The 17,511-nt window shown below is 46.7% G+C and carries 17 protein-coding genes and 1 pseudogene; all 18 read left to right on the top strand.

Annotated features, from left to right (window positions below; translation table 11 throughout):
• Window positions 1-6: 6 nt before the first annotated feature.
• On the top strand, window positions 7-1,221 hold the full coding sequence (locus I8U17_RS00090) for a phage portal protein (RefSeq protein ID WP_033100771.1): 1,215 nt from the start codon (window positions 7-9) through the stop codon (window positions 1,219-1,221).
• On the top strand, window positions 1,199-1,975 hold the full coding sequence (locus I8U17_RS00085; RefSeq protein WP_198058857.1) for a head maturation protease, ClpP-related: 777 nt from the start codon (window positions 1,199-1,201) through the stop codon (window positions 1,973-1,975). The genes I8U17_RS00090 and I8U17_RS00085 overlap by 23 nt, the downstream gene beginning before the upstream one ends.
• Window positions 1,972-3,117: a phage major capsid protein gene (locus I8U17_RS00080; protein WP_198058856.1), complete on the top strand. Its 1,146-nt coding sequence runs from the start codon at window positions 1,972-1,974 to the stop codon at window positions 3,115-3,117. The genes I8U17_RS00085 and I8U17_RS00080 overlap by 4 nt, the downstream gene beginning before the upstream one ends.
• Window positions 3,118-3,134: 17 nt before the next feature.
• Window positions 3,135-3,311: a hypothetical protein gene (locus I8U17_RS00075; RefSeq protein WP_181735440.1), complete on the top strand. Its 177-nt coding sequence runs from the start codon at window positions 3,135-3,137 to the stop codon at window positions 3,309-3,311.
• A 15-nt stretch (window positions 3,312-3,326) separates the two neighbouring features.
• Window positions 3,327-3,611, top strand: coding sequence for a head-tail connector protein (locus I8U17_RS00070; protein ID WP_198058855.1), 285 nt, complete (start codon window positions 3,327-3,329; stop codon window positions 3,609-3,611).
• 12 nt (window positions 3,612-3,623) lie between these two features.
• The gene (locus tag I8U17_RS00065) at window positions 3,624-3,827 is read left to right on the top strand and encodes a hypothetical protein (RefSeq protein WP_198058854.1); all 204 of its coding nucleotides are present in this window, start codon (window positions 3,624-3,626) and stop codon (window positions 3,825-3,827) included.
• On the top strand, window positions 3,814-4,146 hold the full coding sequence (locus I8U17_RS00060) for a phage head closure protein (protein ID WP_198058853.1): 333 nt from the start codon (window positions 3,814-3,816) through the stop codon (window positions 4,144-4,146). The genes I8U17_RS00065 and I8U17_RS00060 overlap by 14 nt, the downstream gene beginning before the upstream one ends.
• A gap of 1 nt (window position 4,147) precedes the next feature.
• Window positions 4,148-4,525, top strand: a complete 378-nt coding sequence (locus I8U17_RS00055) for an HK97-gp10 family putative phage morphogenesis protein (protein ID WP_232330826.1) — start codon at window positions 4,148-4,150, stop codon at window positions 4,523-4,525.
• Window positions 4,522-4,893 (top strand): tail completion protein gp17, encoded by a 372-nt coding sequence (gp17, locus tag I8U17_RS00050; RefSeq protein WP_198058851.1) that lies wholly within the window; start codon window positions 4,522-4,524, stop codon window positions 4,891-4,893. The genes I8U17_RS00055 and gp17 overlap by 4 nt, the downstream gene beginning before the upstream one ends.
• Window positions 4,893-5,771, top strand: coding sequence for a major tail protein (locus I8U17_RS00045; RefSeq protein ID WP_198058850.1), 879 nt, complete (start codon window positions 4,893-4,895; stop codon window positions 5,769-5,771). The genes gp17 and I8U17_RS00045 overlap by 1 nt, the downstream gene beginning before the upstream one ends.
• A 46-nt stretch (window positions 5,772-5,817) precedes the next feature.
• Window positions 5,818-6,186 carry a phage tail assembly chaperone G gene (gene gpG, locus I8U17_RS00040; protein ID WP_033100749.1) on the top strand — a complete coding sequence of 123 codons (369 nt, stop codon included), beginning with the start codon at window positions 5,818-5,820 and terminating at the stop codon, window positions 6,184-6,186.
• A 174-nt stretch (window positions 6,187-6,360) separates the two neighbouring features.
• Window positions 6,361-11,112 (top strand): phage tail tape measure protein, encoded by a 4,752-nt coding sequence (locus tag I8U17_RS00035; RefSeq protein ID WP_198058849.1) that lies wholly within the window; start codon window positions 6,361-6,363, stop codon window positions 11,110-11,112.
• Window positions 11,102-12,553 carry a distal tail protein Dit gene (locus I8U17_RS00030; RefSeq protein WP_198058848.1) on the top strand — a complete coding sequence of 484 codons (1,452 nt, stop codon included), beginning with the start codon at window positions 11,102-11,104 and terminating at the stop codon, window positions 12,551-12,553. The genes I8U17_RS00035 and I8U17_RS00030 overlap by 11 nt, the downstream gene beginning before the upstream one ends.
• On the top strand, window positions 12,553-15,456 hold the full coding sequence (locus tag I8U17_RS00025; protein ID WP_198058847.1) for a phage tail spike protein: 2,904 nt from the start codon (window positions 12,553-12,555) through the stop codon (window positions 15,454-15,456). The genes I8U17_RS00030 and I8U17_RS00025 overlap by 1 nt, the downstream gene beginning before the upstream one ends.
• A 14-nt stretch (window positions 15,457-15,470) precedes the next feature.
• The gene (locus tag I8U17_RS00020; protein WP_198058846.1) at window positions 15,471-15,743 is read left to right on the top strand and encodes a hypothetical protein; all 273 of its coding nucleotides are present in this window, start codon (window positions 15,471-15,473) and stop codon (window positions 15,741-15,743) included.
• A gap of 6 nt (window positions 15,744-15,749) precedes the next feature.
• Entirely contained in the window at window positions 15,750-16,073 is a 324-nt protein-coding gene (locus I8U17_RS00015) for an alanine-zipper protein (RefSeq protein WP_198058845.1), read from the top strand.
• Between the two features lie 4 nt (window positions 16,074-16,077).
• Window positions 16,078-16,374 (top strand): hypothetical protein, encoded by a 297-nt coding sequence (locus tag I8U17_RS00010; protein ID WP_198058844.1) that lies wholly within the window; start codon window positions 16,078-16,080, stop codon window positions 16,372-16,374.
• Window positions 16,375-16,426: 52 nt separating this feature from the next.
• A pseudogene (locus tag I8U17_RS00005) lies at window positions 16,427-17,104 on the top strand (peptidoglycan recognition protein family protein); the annotation flags it as partial.
• Window positions 17,105-17,511: the final 407 nt, after the last annotated feature.

The following is a 17,511-nucleotide window of genomic DNA, read 5'->3' as shown; positions in this document are numbered from 1 at the left end:
GATTATTTGCGATGGCTTACCAGACTTAAAGCGGCTATTAATGGCGCCATCACTGGCTGGAAAGGTGAAAATTTCGACTTCACAAACTGGATGGGACGAACGTTTTGGGGGATAGACAATTCAACTCTTGCGACAAACGAAACGATTTTCAGCGTGATCACGCGGTTGTCAAATAGTTTGGCGTCTCTTCCGCTCAAGCTCTATCGAAATTATGATCTGGCATCTAATCAGGCAGCGGACGTACTCATAAACGGACCAAACGCGAACATGACCTCTTTTGAGTTTATCCGGAACCTGGAGACGATACGAAATGAAAAGGGCAATTCATACGCACTCATTGAGCGGGATATTCGCGGGCAAGTAGCAAGACTGACTCCGCTTAATCCGGATTATGTAGACCCTGTTTTCGACACGGATACCGGTGATTTGTGGTATCAGGTTATTGGCAACAATGGCACGTACTATTTCTACAATATGGACGTTCTTCATTTCAAACACATTATCGGGAGCAGCGCAGTGAAGGGGATCAGTCCGATTAAGGTATTGGCCAATACCAATGATTTTGACCGAGCGGTCCGCGAATTCAGTTTGAAGGAGATGCAGAGCGCGCCAAACTCCTTCATCTTGAAATATGCAGCGAACGTGGATATGGAGAAAAGGCAACGGGTAATTGACGATTTCAAGCGATTTTACCAAGATAATGGGGGAATTTTGTTCCAAGAACCGGGCGTGGAGATTGATCCTATCGAACGCAAATTCATTGCTGCCGATATTTTCACATCTGAGAGGATCACGAGGTCGAGGGTGGCCAACGTGTTCAATGTCCCGGCCCATATGCTCAATGACAGCGAGGGGCAAAGCTACTCCAGCATGGAACAACTCATGCGAGAGTTTGTACAACTGACTTTGATGCCCATTGTCAGGCAATATGAACAGGAATTTAACCGAAAATTGCTTGCACCGACTGAAAGGCAAGCCGGTTATTACTTCAAATTTAATGTAAATGCTCTACTGCGAGGTGATACAGCTACACAATCAGATTACTATATGAAAGGAATCCGAACAGGCTGGTTAAAGCCGAATGAAGTGCGCCAGTTGGAAGATTTGCCGCCGGAGCCGGGAGGAGAAAAACTCTATCTCAGCGGCGATTTATACCCGATTGATATGGACCCGAGCCTGAGAAAGGGGGTGAAATCGGGTGAAAACGCAGCAAACAACTAAATTCTGGGAAATCAAACTGTCTGCCGAAGACGCAAAAACGGCGGACATTTTTATTTATGGCGACATTGTTAGCTCCCAATGGTACGAGGAAGACACCACTGCTTTGAGTTTCAAAAACGACCTCGATGCCGCAGGCGATGTTTCTGTAATCAATCTGTATATCAACAGCCCCGGCGGAAACGTATTCGAGGGCGTTGCAATTTACAACATGCTGAAACGCCACAAGGCCAAGGTAAACGTCCATGTTGATGCACTGGCCGCATCGATCGCAAGTGTGATCGCAATGGCGGGTGATACCGTCTCGATGCCCAAAAATTCCATGCTGATGATCCACAATCCTTGGAGTTTTGCGGTCGGAAATGCCGCTGAACTGCGAAAAATCGCTGACGATCTGGATCGGATCGGACAATCCGTCAAGCAAACGTATTTGCAAAAAGCTGGCAGTAAGCTAACAGACAAGAAGCTGCAGGAGATGCTTGACGCAGAAACCTGGCTTTCGGCTGACGAGGCTTATGCATACGGTTTGTGTGATGTTGTGCTGGAAGCGAGTCAGGTGGCCGCATCAATTAGCGATGAGTGGCTCAATCGATACAAAAACGTGCCCAAACAGCTGAAAAATCAAGCCGAAAAGGATCAAAAAGCCGAAAAAACGGGCATTTCAGCCCAAGAAATGGAGATTCGCAAGCGAATTTCCGAAGAAGCAAAAGCAAATTTAGTCTATATTGACTCAATTTTAGGAGGATTGATCAGATGAAAACTTTGTATGAACTGAAACAAAACTTGGTCACGATCGGTCAGCAACTGCAAAAAGTTGAGAGTGAATTGGCCGAAAAAGCGATCGACCCAAAGACCACAACGGAAGAGATTCAGGCTCTGCGGGAGACAAAAGAAGACCTGAAAATGCGTTTTGACGTGATCAAACAGCAACATGATGCGTTGGAAGCGGAACAAAAGGCGAAATTGGAAGCTCAAATGGCTTCTCAAAAGGATTTAAAGACCATTGATGACCCCAAGGAACGCCTCATCAAAGCAAAAGCGGAGCTGATCCGTGCGACTATGCGCGGGAAACCGATTCCGGCTGATGTTCGAGCTGCTCTCGGTGACAATAATTCGACCGGTGGTGAAAAATTCTTACCGAAAACGGTCTCTACGTCCATCCTGACGGAGCCTTTTGTAAAAAATCCGCTTCGTAACCTCTCCACGGTGACGCAGATTACCAATCTGGAGATCCCGAAGCTGTCTTTCACCCTCAGTGATGACAACTTCATTGCAGACACGGCAACTGCGAAAGAATTGCAAGCAACCGGTGATGTAGTCACGTTTGGTCGTTATAAATTCAAGGTTTTGGCGGGAATCTCTGAGACGGTGTTGAACGGCTCTGACGAGAATCTGGTCTCTTACGTTGAAATGGCCTTGCAATCCGGTGTCGCCGCAAAAGAAAAGAAAGTGGCCTTTGCAACAACACCGAATACTGGTGAAGAACATATGTCGTTCTACGCCTCTGGTATCACGGAGATCACAGAGGATAGCATGTACAAGGCAATCAAGTCGGCATTGGCAGACCTCCATGAAGATTACCGCGAAAACGCCACGATTGTCATGCGGTATCAGGATTACTCTGACATGATCGAGACGCTGGCGAATGGCAATGCCACCCTGTACATGGCACAGCCTGAGCAAATCCTTGGGAAACCGGTGGTCTTTTGCGATAGCGCCGTAAATCCAGTGGTCGGTGATTTCTCCTTCTCGCACTTCAATTACGACCTAAACGCGCTGTATGAGAACCAAAAGGATATCACAACCGGTATTGAGCAATTTGTTGTCACGGCTTGGTTTGATCATCAAATCAAACTGAAATCCGCATTCCGCATTGCTAAAGTTGCACCGCAAGCTTAATGAAAGGGGTGTAGACAGTGTATCTAAACCAAATTGACCTGACGCCAGGTGGAAAAATCACTGCTGACGGCAAGCAAGCTGATGCTATTGCCGATCATCCCGACCCGGCAACAGCCACTACAACAGACATTGCAACCAAACAAAATCAAATTCTAGCGGTCCTTCGCAGTCTCGGGATTATTGCATCATCTTAATTGGGGGCATGACAAATGCTTACCCTGACTTTGGATGAGCTTAAAAATTATCTTCGGATTGATGGGAGTGAGGATGACTCTTTCCTCACTCTCCTCATTGATAGTGCCAAAGAGTATTTGACCAATGCAGGGGTGCCGGAATCCGATAGTAATTTATATAAACTGGCCGTTATGCTGTATATCGCTATGCAATACGAAAATCGAGACCCGAGTGCCCGTATGGATGGGTTCAACTTTGCTTTGCAAAGCATCATTCTGCAGTTAAAGGACTACCCAACGGACACAACGACAACAACGTGAGGTGAATGATATATGGGAAAGTATCTGGTGACTTCGGCCTTTATCGATCGATTCACCCGGGTGCTTTATAAAAAGGGGCAAGTATATGAAACGAATGACACCAAACGTATAGAAGAGCTACGAACAGGCGGTTTCCTTGGCGAAGAGGTTGCCCCACAAACAAAGGCGAAAGAGAAACCCGCCAAAAAGGAAACGACGAAGGATGCGAATCAGTGACCTTCGCCATCGGATCACCATCCAGCAAAAAACTACGACCCGTGACGCTGAGGGAAACGTGCGCGAGTCTTGGAATGATGTGGCGACAGTATGGGCCGCCTTTGAACCGATGACTTCCCGATGGAGAGAATTTCTTCAAGCGGCGGCTATCAACGCGGAAAGTTATGTCCGCTTCCGGATCCGATATCGTTCAGATGTGACCTCGGCCATGCGGATACTTTATGCTGGTCGGCAATTCGATATTGTAGAAACCATCGACCTGAATGGCCGTCATCAAAAAACCCATATTTTTGCAAAGGAAGTGAGTTCCGGTGGCTGAAATGGAGTTCTCCGGCTTGGATGAGATGATCCTGAAGCTCCAACAGCTTGGCACTAAGGCGGCGCGTGTCGAGAACAGTGCACTTCGGGCGGGAGCGGAGGAATTGCAGGAAACCATGTCTCGGAACGCACCGGGCCCATCCGAAAAACAGCGACAGGTCCACTTGAAAGACAACATCAAAATGAGCCGCGTTAAGCAAAAAGACTATGGTAAAGCAATCGAAGTAGGACCAGGCAAAGAATCGTTCTACGCTCAGTTTCTTGAATTCGGTACTAGTAAGATGAGTCCGAAAAGTTTTATACAGCCGAGTGTGAATGAAGCGGCTCCGCGTGTAACCAAAGCAATGGCTGAGAAGTTGAGGGAAGGGATTGGTCTATGATCAATCTCAAACCACTTGTTGTATCAGCGCTTGAATCAAATCAGGCGCTTATTTCATTGCTTGGCGGCCCCCGGATCTACTTCATGGTGGCTCCTGATGCGGAGGAATTTCCCCGGATCACCTATTTTGAGCTGAACAACGTCGATGAAGATTATGCCGATGACGATCCATTTTTCAGTCGGGTTTCCTTTCAAATCTCCATCTGGACAAAAGATCCGGCCCAAATTTCTCCGATCGCCCTGGAAGTTGATCAATCGATGGGGAATGCCGGGTTTTATCGGACATTCACAACTGACCTGTTTGAAGACGACATCAAAGTCTTCCATAAACCAATGAGATATTCAATTATCAAGGAGGTTGTTTCCTAATGAGCGGTGTTCAAGTAGGTTTGCGCGACTTGCACTACGCGATTTTAAACCAAGATGATGCGAATGGTGTTTCTTATGATACGCCAGTGAAAATATCGGGTTTTATCAATGCTAAGATTACTCCAACCACGAACTCTGAAACACTCTATGCAGACGATGGGCCGGCTGAGGTAGCCACGTCCTTGGGTGAGATCACCGTTGAGCTTCAGGTGAAGGACTTGCCGCTCGATGTTCAGGCGGCTTTGCTTGGCCATACAGTTTCCGATGGAATGCTGATCAAAAACGCAGATGATCAGGCTCCTTATGTGGCAATCGGCTTCAGATCACTCAAATCGAACGGAAAATATCGATATGTTTGGCTTTACAAGGGGAAATTCACCACCCCAGAAGCCGAATTTCAGACGAAGGAAGACAAACCAACGTTCCAAACGCCAACAATTTCTGGCTCTTTTCTCAAAAGGGAATACGATGGAGCTTGGCAAGTGGTTGGCGACGAGGATATGCCTGGTTTCAACAAAGCCGATACTTGGTTTGACTCGGTTGTAAATGCTTCGTCTGATACGAATGCACCAACTGTTATGGTTACTCCTGCGGATGGGGCAACAGGTGTCGCCGTGACCTCAAACATTGTCTGGACCTTCGACGAACCGATACAAGAAAGCACTGTTACTCCTGCAAACTTCTTCGTGGTGGATTCGACCGGAGCGGAGGTTGCTGGTACTCTGTCGCTTAGCGCGGACAAAACAACTGTTACCTTTGATCCGACGAGTGATCTTACTTCCGCCACTTCCTATACGGCAATCGCAACGAAAAACGTCAAAGATTTGGCTGGAAACAGCCTAGCGCAAAACAGCGTAACCAACTTCACAACTGCTTAAGAGGGCTGATTTGGCCCTCTTTTTTCTTACATAAGGAGGGAAAAATGTGCTTAAAATCACGCTTCATCTAAACGGAGAAAAGAAAACATTCTCCACCAACTTCATCTCGGGATACATGTTTCGGAGAGCATTGGAGCTTGACGAAAAGCGAAATAAATATTTGAAAAAGCTGTTAGAGGAGCAAGAACCCAGCAGAGAAGAGCAAGAGGAGCTTTTGGATGAGTTATACACCTTCATTTCTGAAGTCTTTGGCCAACAATTTTCGGCTGAGGAGTACGAAAAAGGAACGGACGCTCGGAATATAGTTGATCAATCCTGGGCGGTCGTTCACGGAATCATTAATCAGACGATGGAACCATTTGAGGGAGTGGCCGATGATGATACCCAAAAAAAGAAGTCGAACCGGCGGAAGTAGTGAACGAAATGTATTTGAACCTGATTCAAGCCGGTTGGAAGCTCCATGAGATTGACCATATGGATATTGTTTTTTATATGCGGCTACAGGCTCATGCATTGAAAGGGAAAAAGCCTGAGAATCAAACGGTTTACATCGACCAATTAGGAATTTTTTAAGTGAGGGGGTGAAAAGATGGCAGAAGAGATTTTGAGCCGAATTAAAGGTGAAGTCACGTTAGATAGCAAAGGGTTTGCCCAAGGTGTAGCTCAAATAAACCGACAATTGAACGTGTTAAAAACTGAATTTGATGCTTCAAGAGCGAAAGTGCGGGCATTTGGCAAATCGCAGGATCAATTAAAAACGCAAGCCCAATTGTTGGCGCGGCAAATTGAACTACAAAAGCAAAAAGTTTCCCTTTTAGCTCAAACTCATCAGGAATACAGCCAAAAAATTGGAGCTGAAGCAAAACAAACTCAACAGCTTGCGTCCCAGCTTAACAGAGCAAAAACCGCTCTAACCAATATGGAAGGTTCCTATCAACGGCTTAACGCCGAATTGGGGCCCGCCGCCGAAATGCAGCAACGTTATACTCGCGCTCTTGACCAGCTGGAATGGAAAATGCGCTTGATTCAATCCGAATTTCGGGTATCGGAAGCTCAAGCTAAGGCATTTGGGGATTCCATTGATCAGACACGAGTTCAAATTTCTAGTTTGGAAAAACAGATTGAACTTCAACGGCAAAAGGTTAATCTCTTATCGCTGGCTTATAAAGATGCAACCCGAAATCTCGGGAAAAATGCGAGCGAAACAAGAGAAGCAGCCGTTCGACTGAACGAAGCAAAAGCCGCATTAGCTGGTTTAGAGGGGCAACTACGCCAAGCAAATAGAAACTTAGCTACCTCTTCACTTGCCCAATCGTTCGATCAACTCGAACAGAAAATGCGGTTGGTCCAGTCTGAATTTCAAATTTCGGAAGCACAGGCAAAAGCATTTGGAAAATCAACTGACCAAATACGAGTTCAAATCTCCGGTTTGGAAAAACAAATTGAACTTCAACGAGAAAAAATCCATCTTCTTTCGATCGCATACGATGATGCAGCGCAGAGTTTGGGGAAAAACGCCAAGCAAACCCAGGAGGCGGCAATCCGATTGAATGAGGCCCGGGCCGCATTGACCGGAATGGAAGGGTCACTCAAGCGATTGAGCACTCAATTATCCCAACAAAATTCTTGGCTCGGTCGCTTTGGCCAAAATATGTTTCATGTCCGGGATCAAGCAATTGAAACGGGTGCCGCTTTGGGGGTTATGTCTGCCGGTTTGGCAGTTGCTTTCGGAAGCGCGGTAAAGAAAGCTGCCGATTTTGAGGCGCAACTATCCAGTATTCAAGCGGTGACTGGTGCTTCAGCACAGGAGATGGAGCAATTCCGCCAATTGGCCATTCAGATGGGGTCGCAAACCAAATTCTCTGCGACAGAGGCCGAACAAGGGATTGAGGAGTTGGCCAAAGCCGGTGTTTCAACTAGCGATATATTGAATGGTGGACTGAAAGGAGCCCTCGACTTAGCGGCGGCTGGTGAGTTGGATCTGGCAGAAGCTGCACAAATCGCCTCCACTGCCCTCAATGCCTTTAAAGCGGATCATCTTTCCGTCGCCCAAGCCGCCAATATTCTCGCAGGTGCCGCTAACGCATCAGCAACGGACGTAAGGGAACTTAATTTCGGGCTTTCTCAAGTTGCAGCGGTCGCCGCTGGAGTAGGGCTTTCATTTAAGGACACATCAACTGCTCTTGCCGTCTTTGCCCAAAATGGATTGAAAGGCTCCGATGCTGGAACATCGCTTAAAACCATGCTTTTGAACCTGACTCCCTCTACGAAACAAGCAACAAACGAAATGAAAAAACTCGGGATTATTACTGCGGATGGTAAAAACCAGTTTTTCGATGCCCAAGGGAAAGTAAAATCCTTTGCTGACATCGCAGAGATTTTGCAAAAACACTTGAGCGGCTTAACCCAACAACAGCGTCTGCAAGCATTGCAAACGATGTTTGGAACCGACGCGATCCGTGCAGCCAATATCGCGTTCAAAGAGGGAGCATCAGGTGTCCAATCGATGTATTCTGCTATGAGCAAAACAACTGCTGCGGATGTGGCCGCAAAACGGATGGACAACTTGAAAGGGACCATTGAACAGCTCAATGGTGCTTGGGAAACGTTCCAGATTCAAGTGGGTTCAGCCTTCCTTCCAGTACTCCGGGAACTAGCCCAAGATTTGAACGTCGTCGTCGACTGGTTCTCTCAATTGTCTCCTAGTACAAAAGAAGCCATCGGTATTTTTGCCGGGGCAACCGCAGGAATCCTAGCGCTCGGTGGAGCTATTGCCGGAATCATCGCGATCGCGAATCCGTTCACTGCTGCTGTAGCTGGTGCGGCTGTCGTCATAGGTGGGCTGTCTGCTGCGTCCTATAAACTCAATCAAGATATGAAACAAAATGAGGAGAACGCTATCCGTTTTGGGTATGGAGTATCACAGGGGACCATTCAAGCGGCAAAGGGCTACATGGACCTGCGTGACAAGGCTTTGGTCAATCTCGCCCAATTGCGAATCTCATCTGGAGCAGAAGCACAACGGATCGTGAACGAAACGGTCAATATCTTCGCCCAAATGGGAGACAAGATAACGGCCGCATTAAATCAAGATAAAATCAACGTGCAAAAAGCCGCTGCCGGTCTGTTGGATCAGGTTCCTAAAGCCTTACAACCTGCTGTCCAAAACGTTACCGACACAGCCATCAAAGCAATCGATGCTCAAATCCGGAGAGTGCAAGATGCTAATAAAATCATCCGGCAAGGGCTGATTCAATACGGCGGCGATGTGTCAAAGATGCCCAAACAGTTCGCCGCTGCTTACCAACAGGCCCTGAAAGACTTGGATCAAACCTCTCGTACTTTCGTAAAGAAAATTGATGACTTGAACAGCTACATGGAGAATATCAACGCCGACCAAGGGAAAATCACTGCCCAAGGTGCAAAACAGTGGCTCAAGGAAATTCAAGGAGCCTATGACCAAGCCATTCAAGCCGCTCATAAATGGGCCAATGAGCAACGGAAAGTTTGGGAAGAGCAATTTGCAAATGGAAATATAACGAAAGATCAATACGATCAAATCATCCAGATTGTAAATCAAGGGGAACAGGAAAAAATCACAGTCGCCAAACAAGCCCGGGCAAAAGCAATAAAAGAGTTAAGAAATGACTTGTCTGATGAGGCGTATTTGTACGATTACAAAACAGGAGAAATGCTGGATCGATATGAAGGGTATGTCACTGCCAAAGCGGGTCTAATGAAAAGCGATGAAGAACTGATGAAAGAAGGTAAAGAACGATTCCGCGAATACACTGACAGCATTATTCAAGATGCAGCTAACTCAACAAAAGAGGTTAAGAAACGGCAACAAGAACTCATCAAATTGTACGGTAACATGGGCACAGCATCCGTAAACCAACTTGCCGATATGATTAAAAAGGGCGGCAAACAAGCACAGTTGGCCACGGAAGCGCTGGCAGTCCAAACCCGCGAGGGATTTAAAATTGATTTAGGCCCTGAAGGCATTGTGACCGTCAATTCCTTTATCAAAGGGCTTCAGACCGGGAAGTATACCGCCCGGGACGTTGCTATCGCCCACATGAGCCAACTTCGGGCAGTTTATGGCTCTGGCAATTTCACACAAGAGGGAATCAAGGCAATTGAATCTTTTACAAATGGACTTCGAGCGAAAAAACCGGAGGAAATCGCCAACCAGCTTGGCTTGGACCTCAAATCGAAGATGAAAATCGATCTTGGACCGTTGGGGAAAGTCAGCGCTCAGACGTTCGCGAAGGGCCTCTCCGACGGAACATACACCTTTGATGCCGTTTATGCCTATTTCCGGAATCAATTGCAACAAGGGATGAAATTCGATCTTTCATCTGAAGGGAAACACAACATCGAAACTCTCAAGTCAGGAATGCAGTCAGGAGCAATTGATCTGCAAGAAGCGGCCGCAGTACTGGGGCTCAATATCAAAAGCAAAGTTAAAGTGAATCTCGGGACTGAAGGTCAATTCACTGTCCAAACCCTTCTGTCTGGACTTCAATCGGGCAAAATCAACATCCAACAATTTGCCCAGGGGGTTCAAGCTCTACTGAAAAAAGACACAAAGACCAATCTGTACCCAGAGGGGAAAAGTGCTGGAGATTCGCATGCATCTGGTCTGAACGCAAGCAGACCAAATGTGCAGAAAGCCGCTTCTTCACTCAAGTCTACGACTCAGAAAACTCTTGGATCTGCAACTGATGGAGGCGGCGGTCGTCAAGCAGGAAGCCAATTTGCTGGAGGAATCGCAGCAAATAAAGGAAAAGCCGGAAGTTCGGCCAGTGCGGTTGCCAGCGCCGCAAGAAGTAATCTTCATGTGAGTGGAACCTACTCACTCGGTCTTGCTGTGGCTTCCGGGTTTGCCTCTGGCATCCTTGGTGGTCAATGGGGGGTTATTCGAGCAGCAGCGTCAATTGCTCGTTCAGCCTGGGCTGCGATTAGAAAAGAGATGGACATCAACTCCCCATCCCGGCGGACGATGGAACTTGGACGATATACAGCAATCGGATTCGAGGAAGGGATGAAGTCTCGACTTTCCCAAATCCGCCAAGTCAGCAACCTTCTTTCCCAGGCAGCACTTCCTGTAGTAGCAACCGGATCTGGAAGCGCTGGAGCAGGGGCGACTGTTCAATCAGTGAGTTCAGTATCTGCGCCGGTTTCAGTAATCATCCAGTTTACCCGACCAGTCTTTCTCCAGAATCGGTCAGATATGCAAAGGTTGGGTGAAGAATTGGCCCCATTTATATCGTCAGCGATCAACAAACAGGATACATTAGTGAACCGTGCGAAAGGGGTGATTCAATTTGGGAGTTAGACTCGCCTACAACGGAATCGAACTTCCTTCTTTCGCAAAAACAGGGAAAATCAAAAACCCTCTTCATCCACCTATCTCCTTGGTGACGACCGCGATTGCCGGTCGCCCAGGGAGTTTTTACTTTGGCCAGAATCTTGGCGAGAAAACGATCGAGGTGCCTATCATTTTCTCATCAGTAACAAAAGCCGATCTGCCCGCAGTCAGACGCGCTCTGGTAGATTGGCTTTTTTATGATGAACCAAAGCAACTAATTCTTCCAGATGAACCTGACAAATATTATATGGCCAAAGTTTCGGGCGATCCCGATATTGATCAAATGATGAATACCGGTTGGGGGACAATCACCTTCATTTGCTCGGACCCGTTTGCCTACAGTGTAACGGAAAAAACGGTCAGTTTTGTTCCCAACAACCCGCTGACCGTCACGAACAACGGCGGACTCGAAACCTATCCTCAGTTTCATTTTGAGTTCACCGGAAACACCACGGAATTCGCGATCATATCGGCGGACGAGTACATCTATTTCGGGCAGCCAGCGAGTGTAGACACTCAAACTCCTACCACCAAGAGAACAAAGGTTTTAGATGATCCTTGCTCCAGTGTTGCCAGCTATACTGCCGGGGTCGGAGTGGATGGAGGGACAGTCACCGGTACTCTCATGTCGGACGGGAATGCGATCAAGGCAAGTGACTACGGGTCGGGGAGCGCCTGGCACGGTCCAGCAGGGGTGAAATCCCTTGGCCAGCAGATTCAGGACTTCACCGTCCAGGTGGAAGCTGGCTTCAAATCCGGATATGGATACCAAGTCGGCCGGTTAGAAGTGTATCTACTGGACGTCAACAATGCAATCATTGGAAAAATAGCCATCCGAGACAGCGACGCCGGCATTGAAAACCCATATATGGAAGCCAGGGTCGGCAACCTGTCAACTGGCCATACTTTTGTCAATTACACCGGCCCTGTTGGACACTGGAAGCAGTTCAACGGGCCGATTAGAATCACCCGGATCGGGCAAAGGTGGGAGTTCAGTTGCTCCCGCCGGGATTCAAATGGGAACCTGTACAGCACGTTCACATACTCATTCATCGACAAAGATAATCTGTACAACCAAAAGCTGGCCGGCATCCAGATCCACTTTGGCACATACGGAACACGGAGTGCTGTTTCCACCAACTATATCGAACAAATTCAAGTGTGGAACGAAAAAACGTTGCTTTCTACTGAAGTTCCCTATGTATTTGAACCGGGAGACATACTTGACATTGATTGTGCTGCCGGTACCATTACGAAAACCAGCAACGGGAACCAAGAGTCGTTCTACTATCAGATGGATCCATCCAGTTCGTTCATTCGGTTGGAAAAAGGGAGTAATGATCTTTCCATTTATCCGAATGACATCATCACAAATTCCTATGTAACATTCCGTGAGAGGTGGTTGTGATGGACAAAATTCCAAATCTATATGTATTGGATCGATTCGAGAAGGCGATCGGGGTTTTGAATCCATCACTTCCTAACTCTTGCCCATTCTTCGATGATCTACGGACGGAACGCATCGAATACGCCTATCTGACATTTGAGTTTTCCGTACCAGCCGATCATCCCCAGGCACAAAATCTGGTGGTCGGAAACAAAATCGTTTACCCGTTGAAAAATGGTCAATTCAATTTGTTTCGGATCATCAACACCGAAGACGACCACAACGATGGCCAATATATTAAGAAAATCACATCCGAAAACAGTGCGGTTGGCGATCTGCTCGGGAACATTATTTTGCCGACCACGTTGAACAGCTATACTCTGCAACAGGCGCTCTCCTATCTTCTCCAGGGGACCAACTGGCAAGTGGGAGATGTTGAGCTTTCCACCACACAGAACCTGCAATTTGATGATGTGGTCACCTCTTTGGATGCACTACATCAAGTTATGGATCAATTCGGGGCGCAGATTGAGTTTGTGGTTCAATTCTCCGGTCTCCAAGTCGTGAACCGCCTTGTTCATGCCCGACTAAGTCGTGGACGTACTCTCAACAAACCGTTTGTCTATGGTCTGAACCTCAAGGGTGTCAAGCGAACAGAAGGCAATAGCCCGTTAGTGACCGCCTTATATGGAATTGGAACCAAAGACTCAAACGGAAATCTTTTGACCTTTGAAACTTACAATCCGACCCTTTCCTATCCCTATGAAAAGCCGGCGGGAGCCAAGTGGGTTGGAGACCAAGACGCGCTTCAGCAATGGTCCCCAGACGGTAAGCACATATTCGGGGTTTACAAAGACGACAAGGCCACCAACCCGGTGGAACTTTTCAACAATACCCTCGAAGAGCTGAAAAAGCGAACCAAACCGGCTCTTACGTATGAAGTAGATGTTGCGCTTTTACCCGAGGACGATGTTCAGCTGTATGACTACATCATCGTTAAGGACGCTACCTTTCAGCCAGAATTGGTGCTAGAGGCTCAGATCGTCGAAACCAAAACGTCACTCACGGACCCCAGTAAAAATCAGGTGACGTTGGGAGATTATCGGCCGATCCAAATTACAGGAACGGATCGAATCGACCAAATCAAAAAGCAAATCAGCGAAACCCTTACCATCGCTAAAGGTGCAGCGGGAACCGGATTACATGTAGTAGCAAATTCGCCTAAACCTGAAGTGGATGGATACTATTCCTCTGATCCTGGTTACTTGGAAATCGAAGTGACTGAAAATGTCCACCTGGGATCTGTTTCAGTATTCACTTTTGATGAGAACACCACAGGGACAGTCAAAGTGCAAGATGGAAATGGTAATGACTTAAAAGTGATTCCTGTAACCCTTCCAGTAGAAGGAGAAAACATCATTTCCATTGATTATTTGCTAAGAAAAGATGTAGGCTCCTATAGATTGTATGGGGAGTTTGACAAAGAAGTGTTCTATTCGGTTTCCCCAATCAACTATCCATTCGATTCTGGGAGCTTCAAAGTTGTGGGAAGCTTCACAGATGGTTGGGATATTTTCTACAACATCTATATCGGTGGCCCGGGGATCAAAGGATCTTATGGTCAGGACTTGGTATTAGACCAGGTTAATTCATTTGTCCAATACGCTAATGGTGAGGCCCAAATCGTTGCAGATAGTAATCAGATCGCTTTGGGAACCGTGATTGCAGGAAAAGTTATTGCTCCAAATGTGGTTACGCTTGGAACAAGTGATGATGTCACCTATTATGTCAATCCTCAGAGTGGATCGGACGAAAATGATGGGTTAACATCTGCTACCGCCTTTGCATCGGTCGATAAAGTATTGAGTATTACAGACAGAGCCTTTGATGGTGACATAACCATCAACATTCTCAATGATGTCTATGATGATATTGTCATCATTGGGTATCAGGGAAGCGGCAGCTTCAACTTCCAGTTTAATAACAACGTCATAACAGGAACCTTTAAGGTGCAATCCTGTAGTGTCCGGGTTAATGTCTATGATGCAATCATCAAGCGGAAAGCCGGAGAAGTTACAGCAGTCGCACAGATATACACCAGCAATTATGTCTACTTTAGCAACTGCACCTTTATCGGTGTCAGGGATTTAAACAACACAGCAAACGCCACCTCAGCCACGGTTGCAGTATACGACAACAGCTTTTGCTATTTCTATCAGTGCCAAATGTATGGAGCGAACAGGGAAAATATTAGGGCTAGTTATGGTGGAAGAGCGATGGTACATGACTGTACTGGAGGTAATTCTTCGTATGGGGTATTTGCAGAATATGCGGGGTTTGTAGGTGTCAGAGGGACTGTACCAAATGCCTCCTCTCCTCAGAATTCCCAGTATGGCGGCCAAGTAGTAGGGGTTACCAGTGGTAACAATGGGACTACTCCTTCAAACCCGACAACCACTTACACCTCTTCCTGGAACTCAACAGAAGGGAATACCTGGTCGATGAAATACAATCTGTGGCGGAATACCGGAGAGGTTAAGCAGGGGCAATGGTCGACCTATGGAAATAACATCGGTTGCTGGTTCTTTAATAATGGCCCGTCCTCAACAGTGACAGGGAAGAACATTAAAAGAATGCAATTTTACTGCAAAAGGAAGGCCACGGGTGGATATGGTTCGACTAAAGTGACTATTCGGTACCATAACTACACCAGCAGGCCAAATGGACAACCTTCCGTGTCCAATGAATATGTTTATGCCACCTTTAATCGGGGAGATGCCCTGTGGATTGATCTGCCGACAACATTCTTTGCCCCATTCCAAAATGGGGCTGCAAAAGGCATAGCCCTCTACACCGCTTCCGGGGATGATGCCTACTATGCTATTTTCGATGACTCAGCCATCTTGAAAATCACTTACCAGTAAGGGAGTGTTGATACATGGCTACTACACCAATGAATATCATCAACTATTTGCCTCCTGAGAACAACAATGTGATCGATGTTTTCAAGAACTGTATAAGCATCAAGTGGTATGAGTCAGAGTGCATAGTCGAATTTACCGGTGAATCTTCAGGCTGTTCCTTTTCTTATGGTGGGGAACCGCATTTTGTTGTAGTTGATCCAAGCTATGTGCCTAAAATGTATCAGCCAATTCCCGATGAGTATTTCACTATTGATCAAAAAAATAATTACAAGGTAGTGGAGGAGTGAAGCATATTGGAAAAGGAAAATGTAGCGGTCGTGATCACCCCAAAGGAGATGTACGAATTGGTTCAAGAGGTGACACGATCATTGCAAAGAATCGAGGCCCGCCTGGATATTTTAGAGAGTAAAATCGCAACTGCAAATAATGCGGACGAAAGAAGTAGGCAGGCACTGAATATGGCTGAGGATGCAAATCAAAGGGCTAATGAAGCATTCGAAAAGGCAAAGGAAGTTGAAACCCGTCAACTGTGGCTATTAGGGATCATCATAGTGGAAGTTATTTCTGGCGCTATCGGAGCGCTTTTTTATTTTGCTCAAAAAGGAATTGGAGGATGATAACATGTTTGACGTTCAAGTATTTGGAGTTAGCGCTGTGGGTGCAATTGTGGCTGTTTGTGCTTTACTCAAAGAAGTAGGATTCCCCCAAAAGTATGCTCCGCTGGTGGCCGTAGCACTTGGAATCATGACCGGTATCTTCCTGGTTGATCCACACAATTGGCAACAAGGAATTGTCACCGGTCTGTCATTGGGCCTCTCCGCTGTGGGGATTCATAGCGGCGTTAAAAACGTGAAAGAAGGCGTTTTGAACTTAGTGGAAAAAGATCAGCCAGCACAACCCCAACAACCGCAACAATAATCAAAGAGGGCGCTTGCCCTCTTTCTTATTTCATAGAAAGGAGCCTTTAAAGATGGAAATTAAACAACTTCTCATCCCCGCAAGCAATACCAAGACTCGCCCAGGCATCAAAATGACACCCAAGTATATCACCGTCCACGAGACGGATAATGACAAAGCTGGGGCCAATGCAGCGGCTCATGCCAAATTGCAATACAACGGAAACAGTCGGACCGCGTCCTGGCACTTCACCGTAGACGACCGCGAGATTTGGCAATCCATTCCCGAGGATGAAGTGGCCTGGCATGCCGGCGATGGACATGGGACAGGAAATATGCAATCGCTGGCTGTTGAAATCTGTGTGAATCGCGACGGAAACTTTGAGAAAGCCAAATCCAACGCGATTTGGCTGATCCGGCAACTGATGAGCAAGCATAATATCCCAATTGAACGGGTGGTTCCGCATCAACACTGGAGTGGAAAAAACTGTCCACGTCATATTTTGACCTATTGGAATTCCTTCATCAATGAAATCAAATCAGGAGGAGGTGAAAGCGTGCCAAAAATCACGTACCATAACGACAATGAACTCCCTATATCGCTTGGTTCTAATGGGGAATTGGTGAAACAGGTTCAGCAACGTTTGGGAATCGAGGCCGATGGATATTATGGCCCGAAAACGAAAGCCGCAGTGGAGGCATACCAGAAGCAATATGGATTGAAAGTTGATGGAATCGTTGGCCAGGAAACGTGGCATTCTCTTTTCCGACCGACGTATCGTGTAGAAGTGGATGGAAAGGTGGTGATCGATACCGTTTATTCTGACAAAATTGCGGAATCAGTCAAAAGAGCTGTAGACAGCGAAGCCAAAGAGATCAAAATTTACCCTCGGTCTTAGTGGCTGGGGGATTTTTTAGCAAGCTAATCGAAGGGAACATTCCCATTCAGGTTTTCTGAATCGCTACAATCTGGAAGGATAGAGCAGGCCAAGTTATTGGTCTGCTCTATCCGAGGTTGTTGACAAAGAAGGTCAACAGCCTTTTTTTGTTGAAAAGGTATAAAAAAATTCCGAAGGAAGGTTTCTATGTTCAGGACGAATTCATCCAGAGAATTTCATCCAGAGATGGTCAACATAGAAGACCTGGTCCCACAAGATCA

It is taken from the genome of Thermoactinomyces sp. CICC 10521, assembly GCF_016055135.1.
GTDB lineage: Bacteria > Bacillota > Bacilli > Thermoactinomycetales > Thermoactinomycetaceae > Thermoactinomyces_A > Thermoactinomyces_A daqus.
This window is presented reverse-complemented; position numbering and strand designations above follow the sequence as displayed.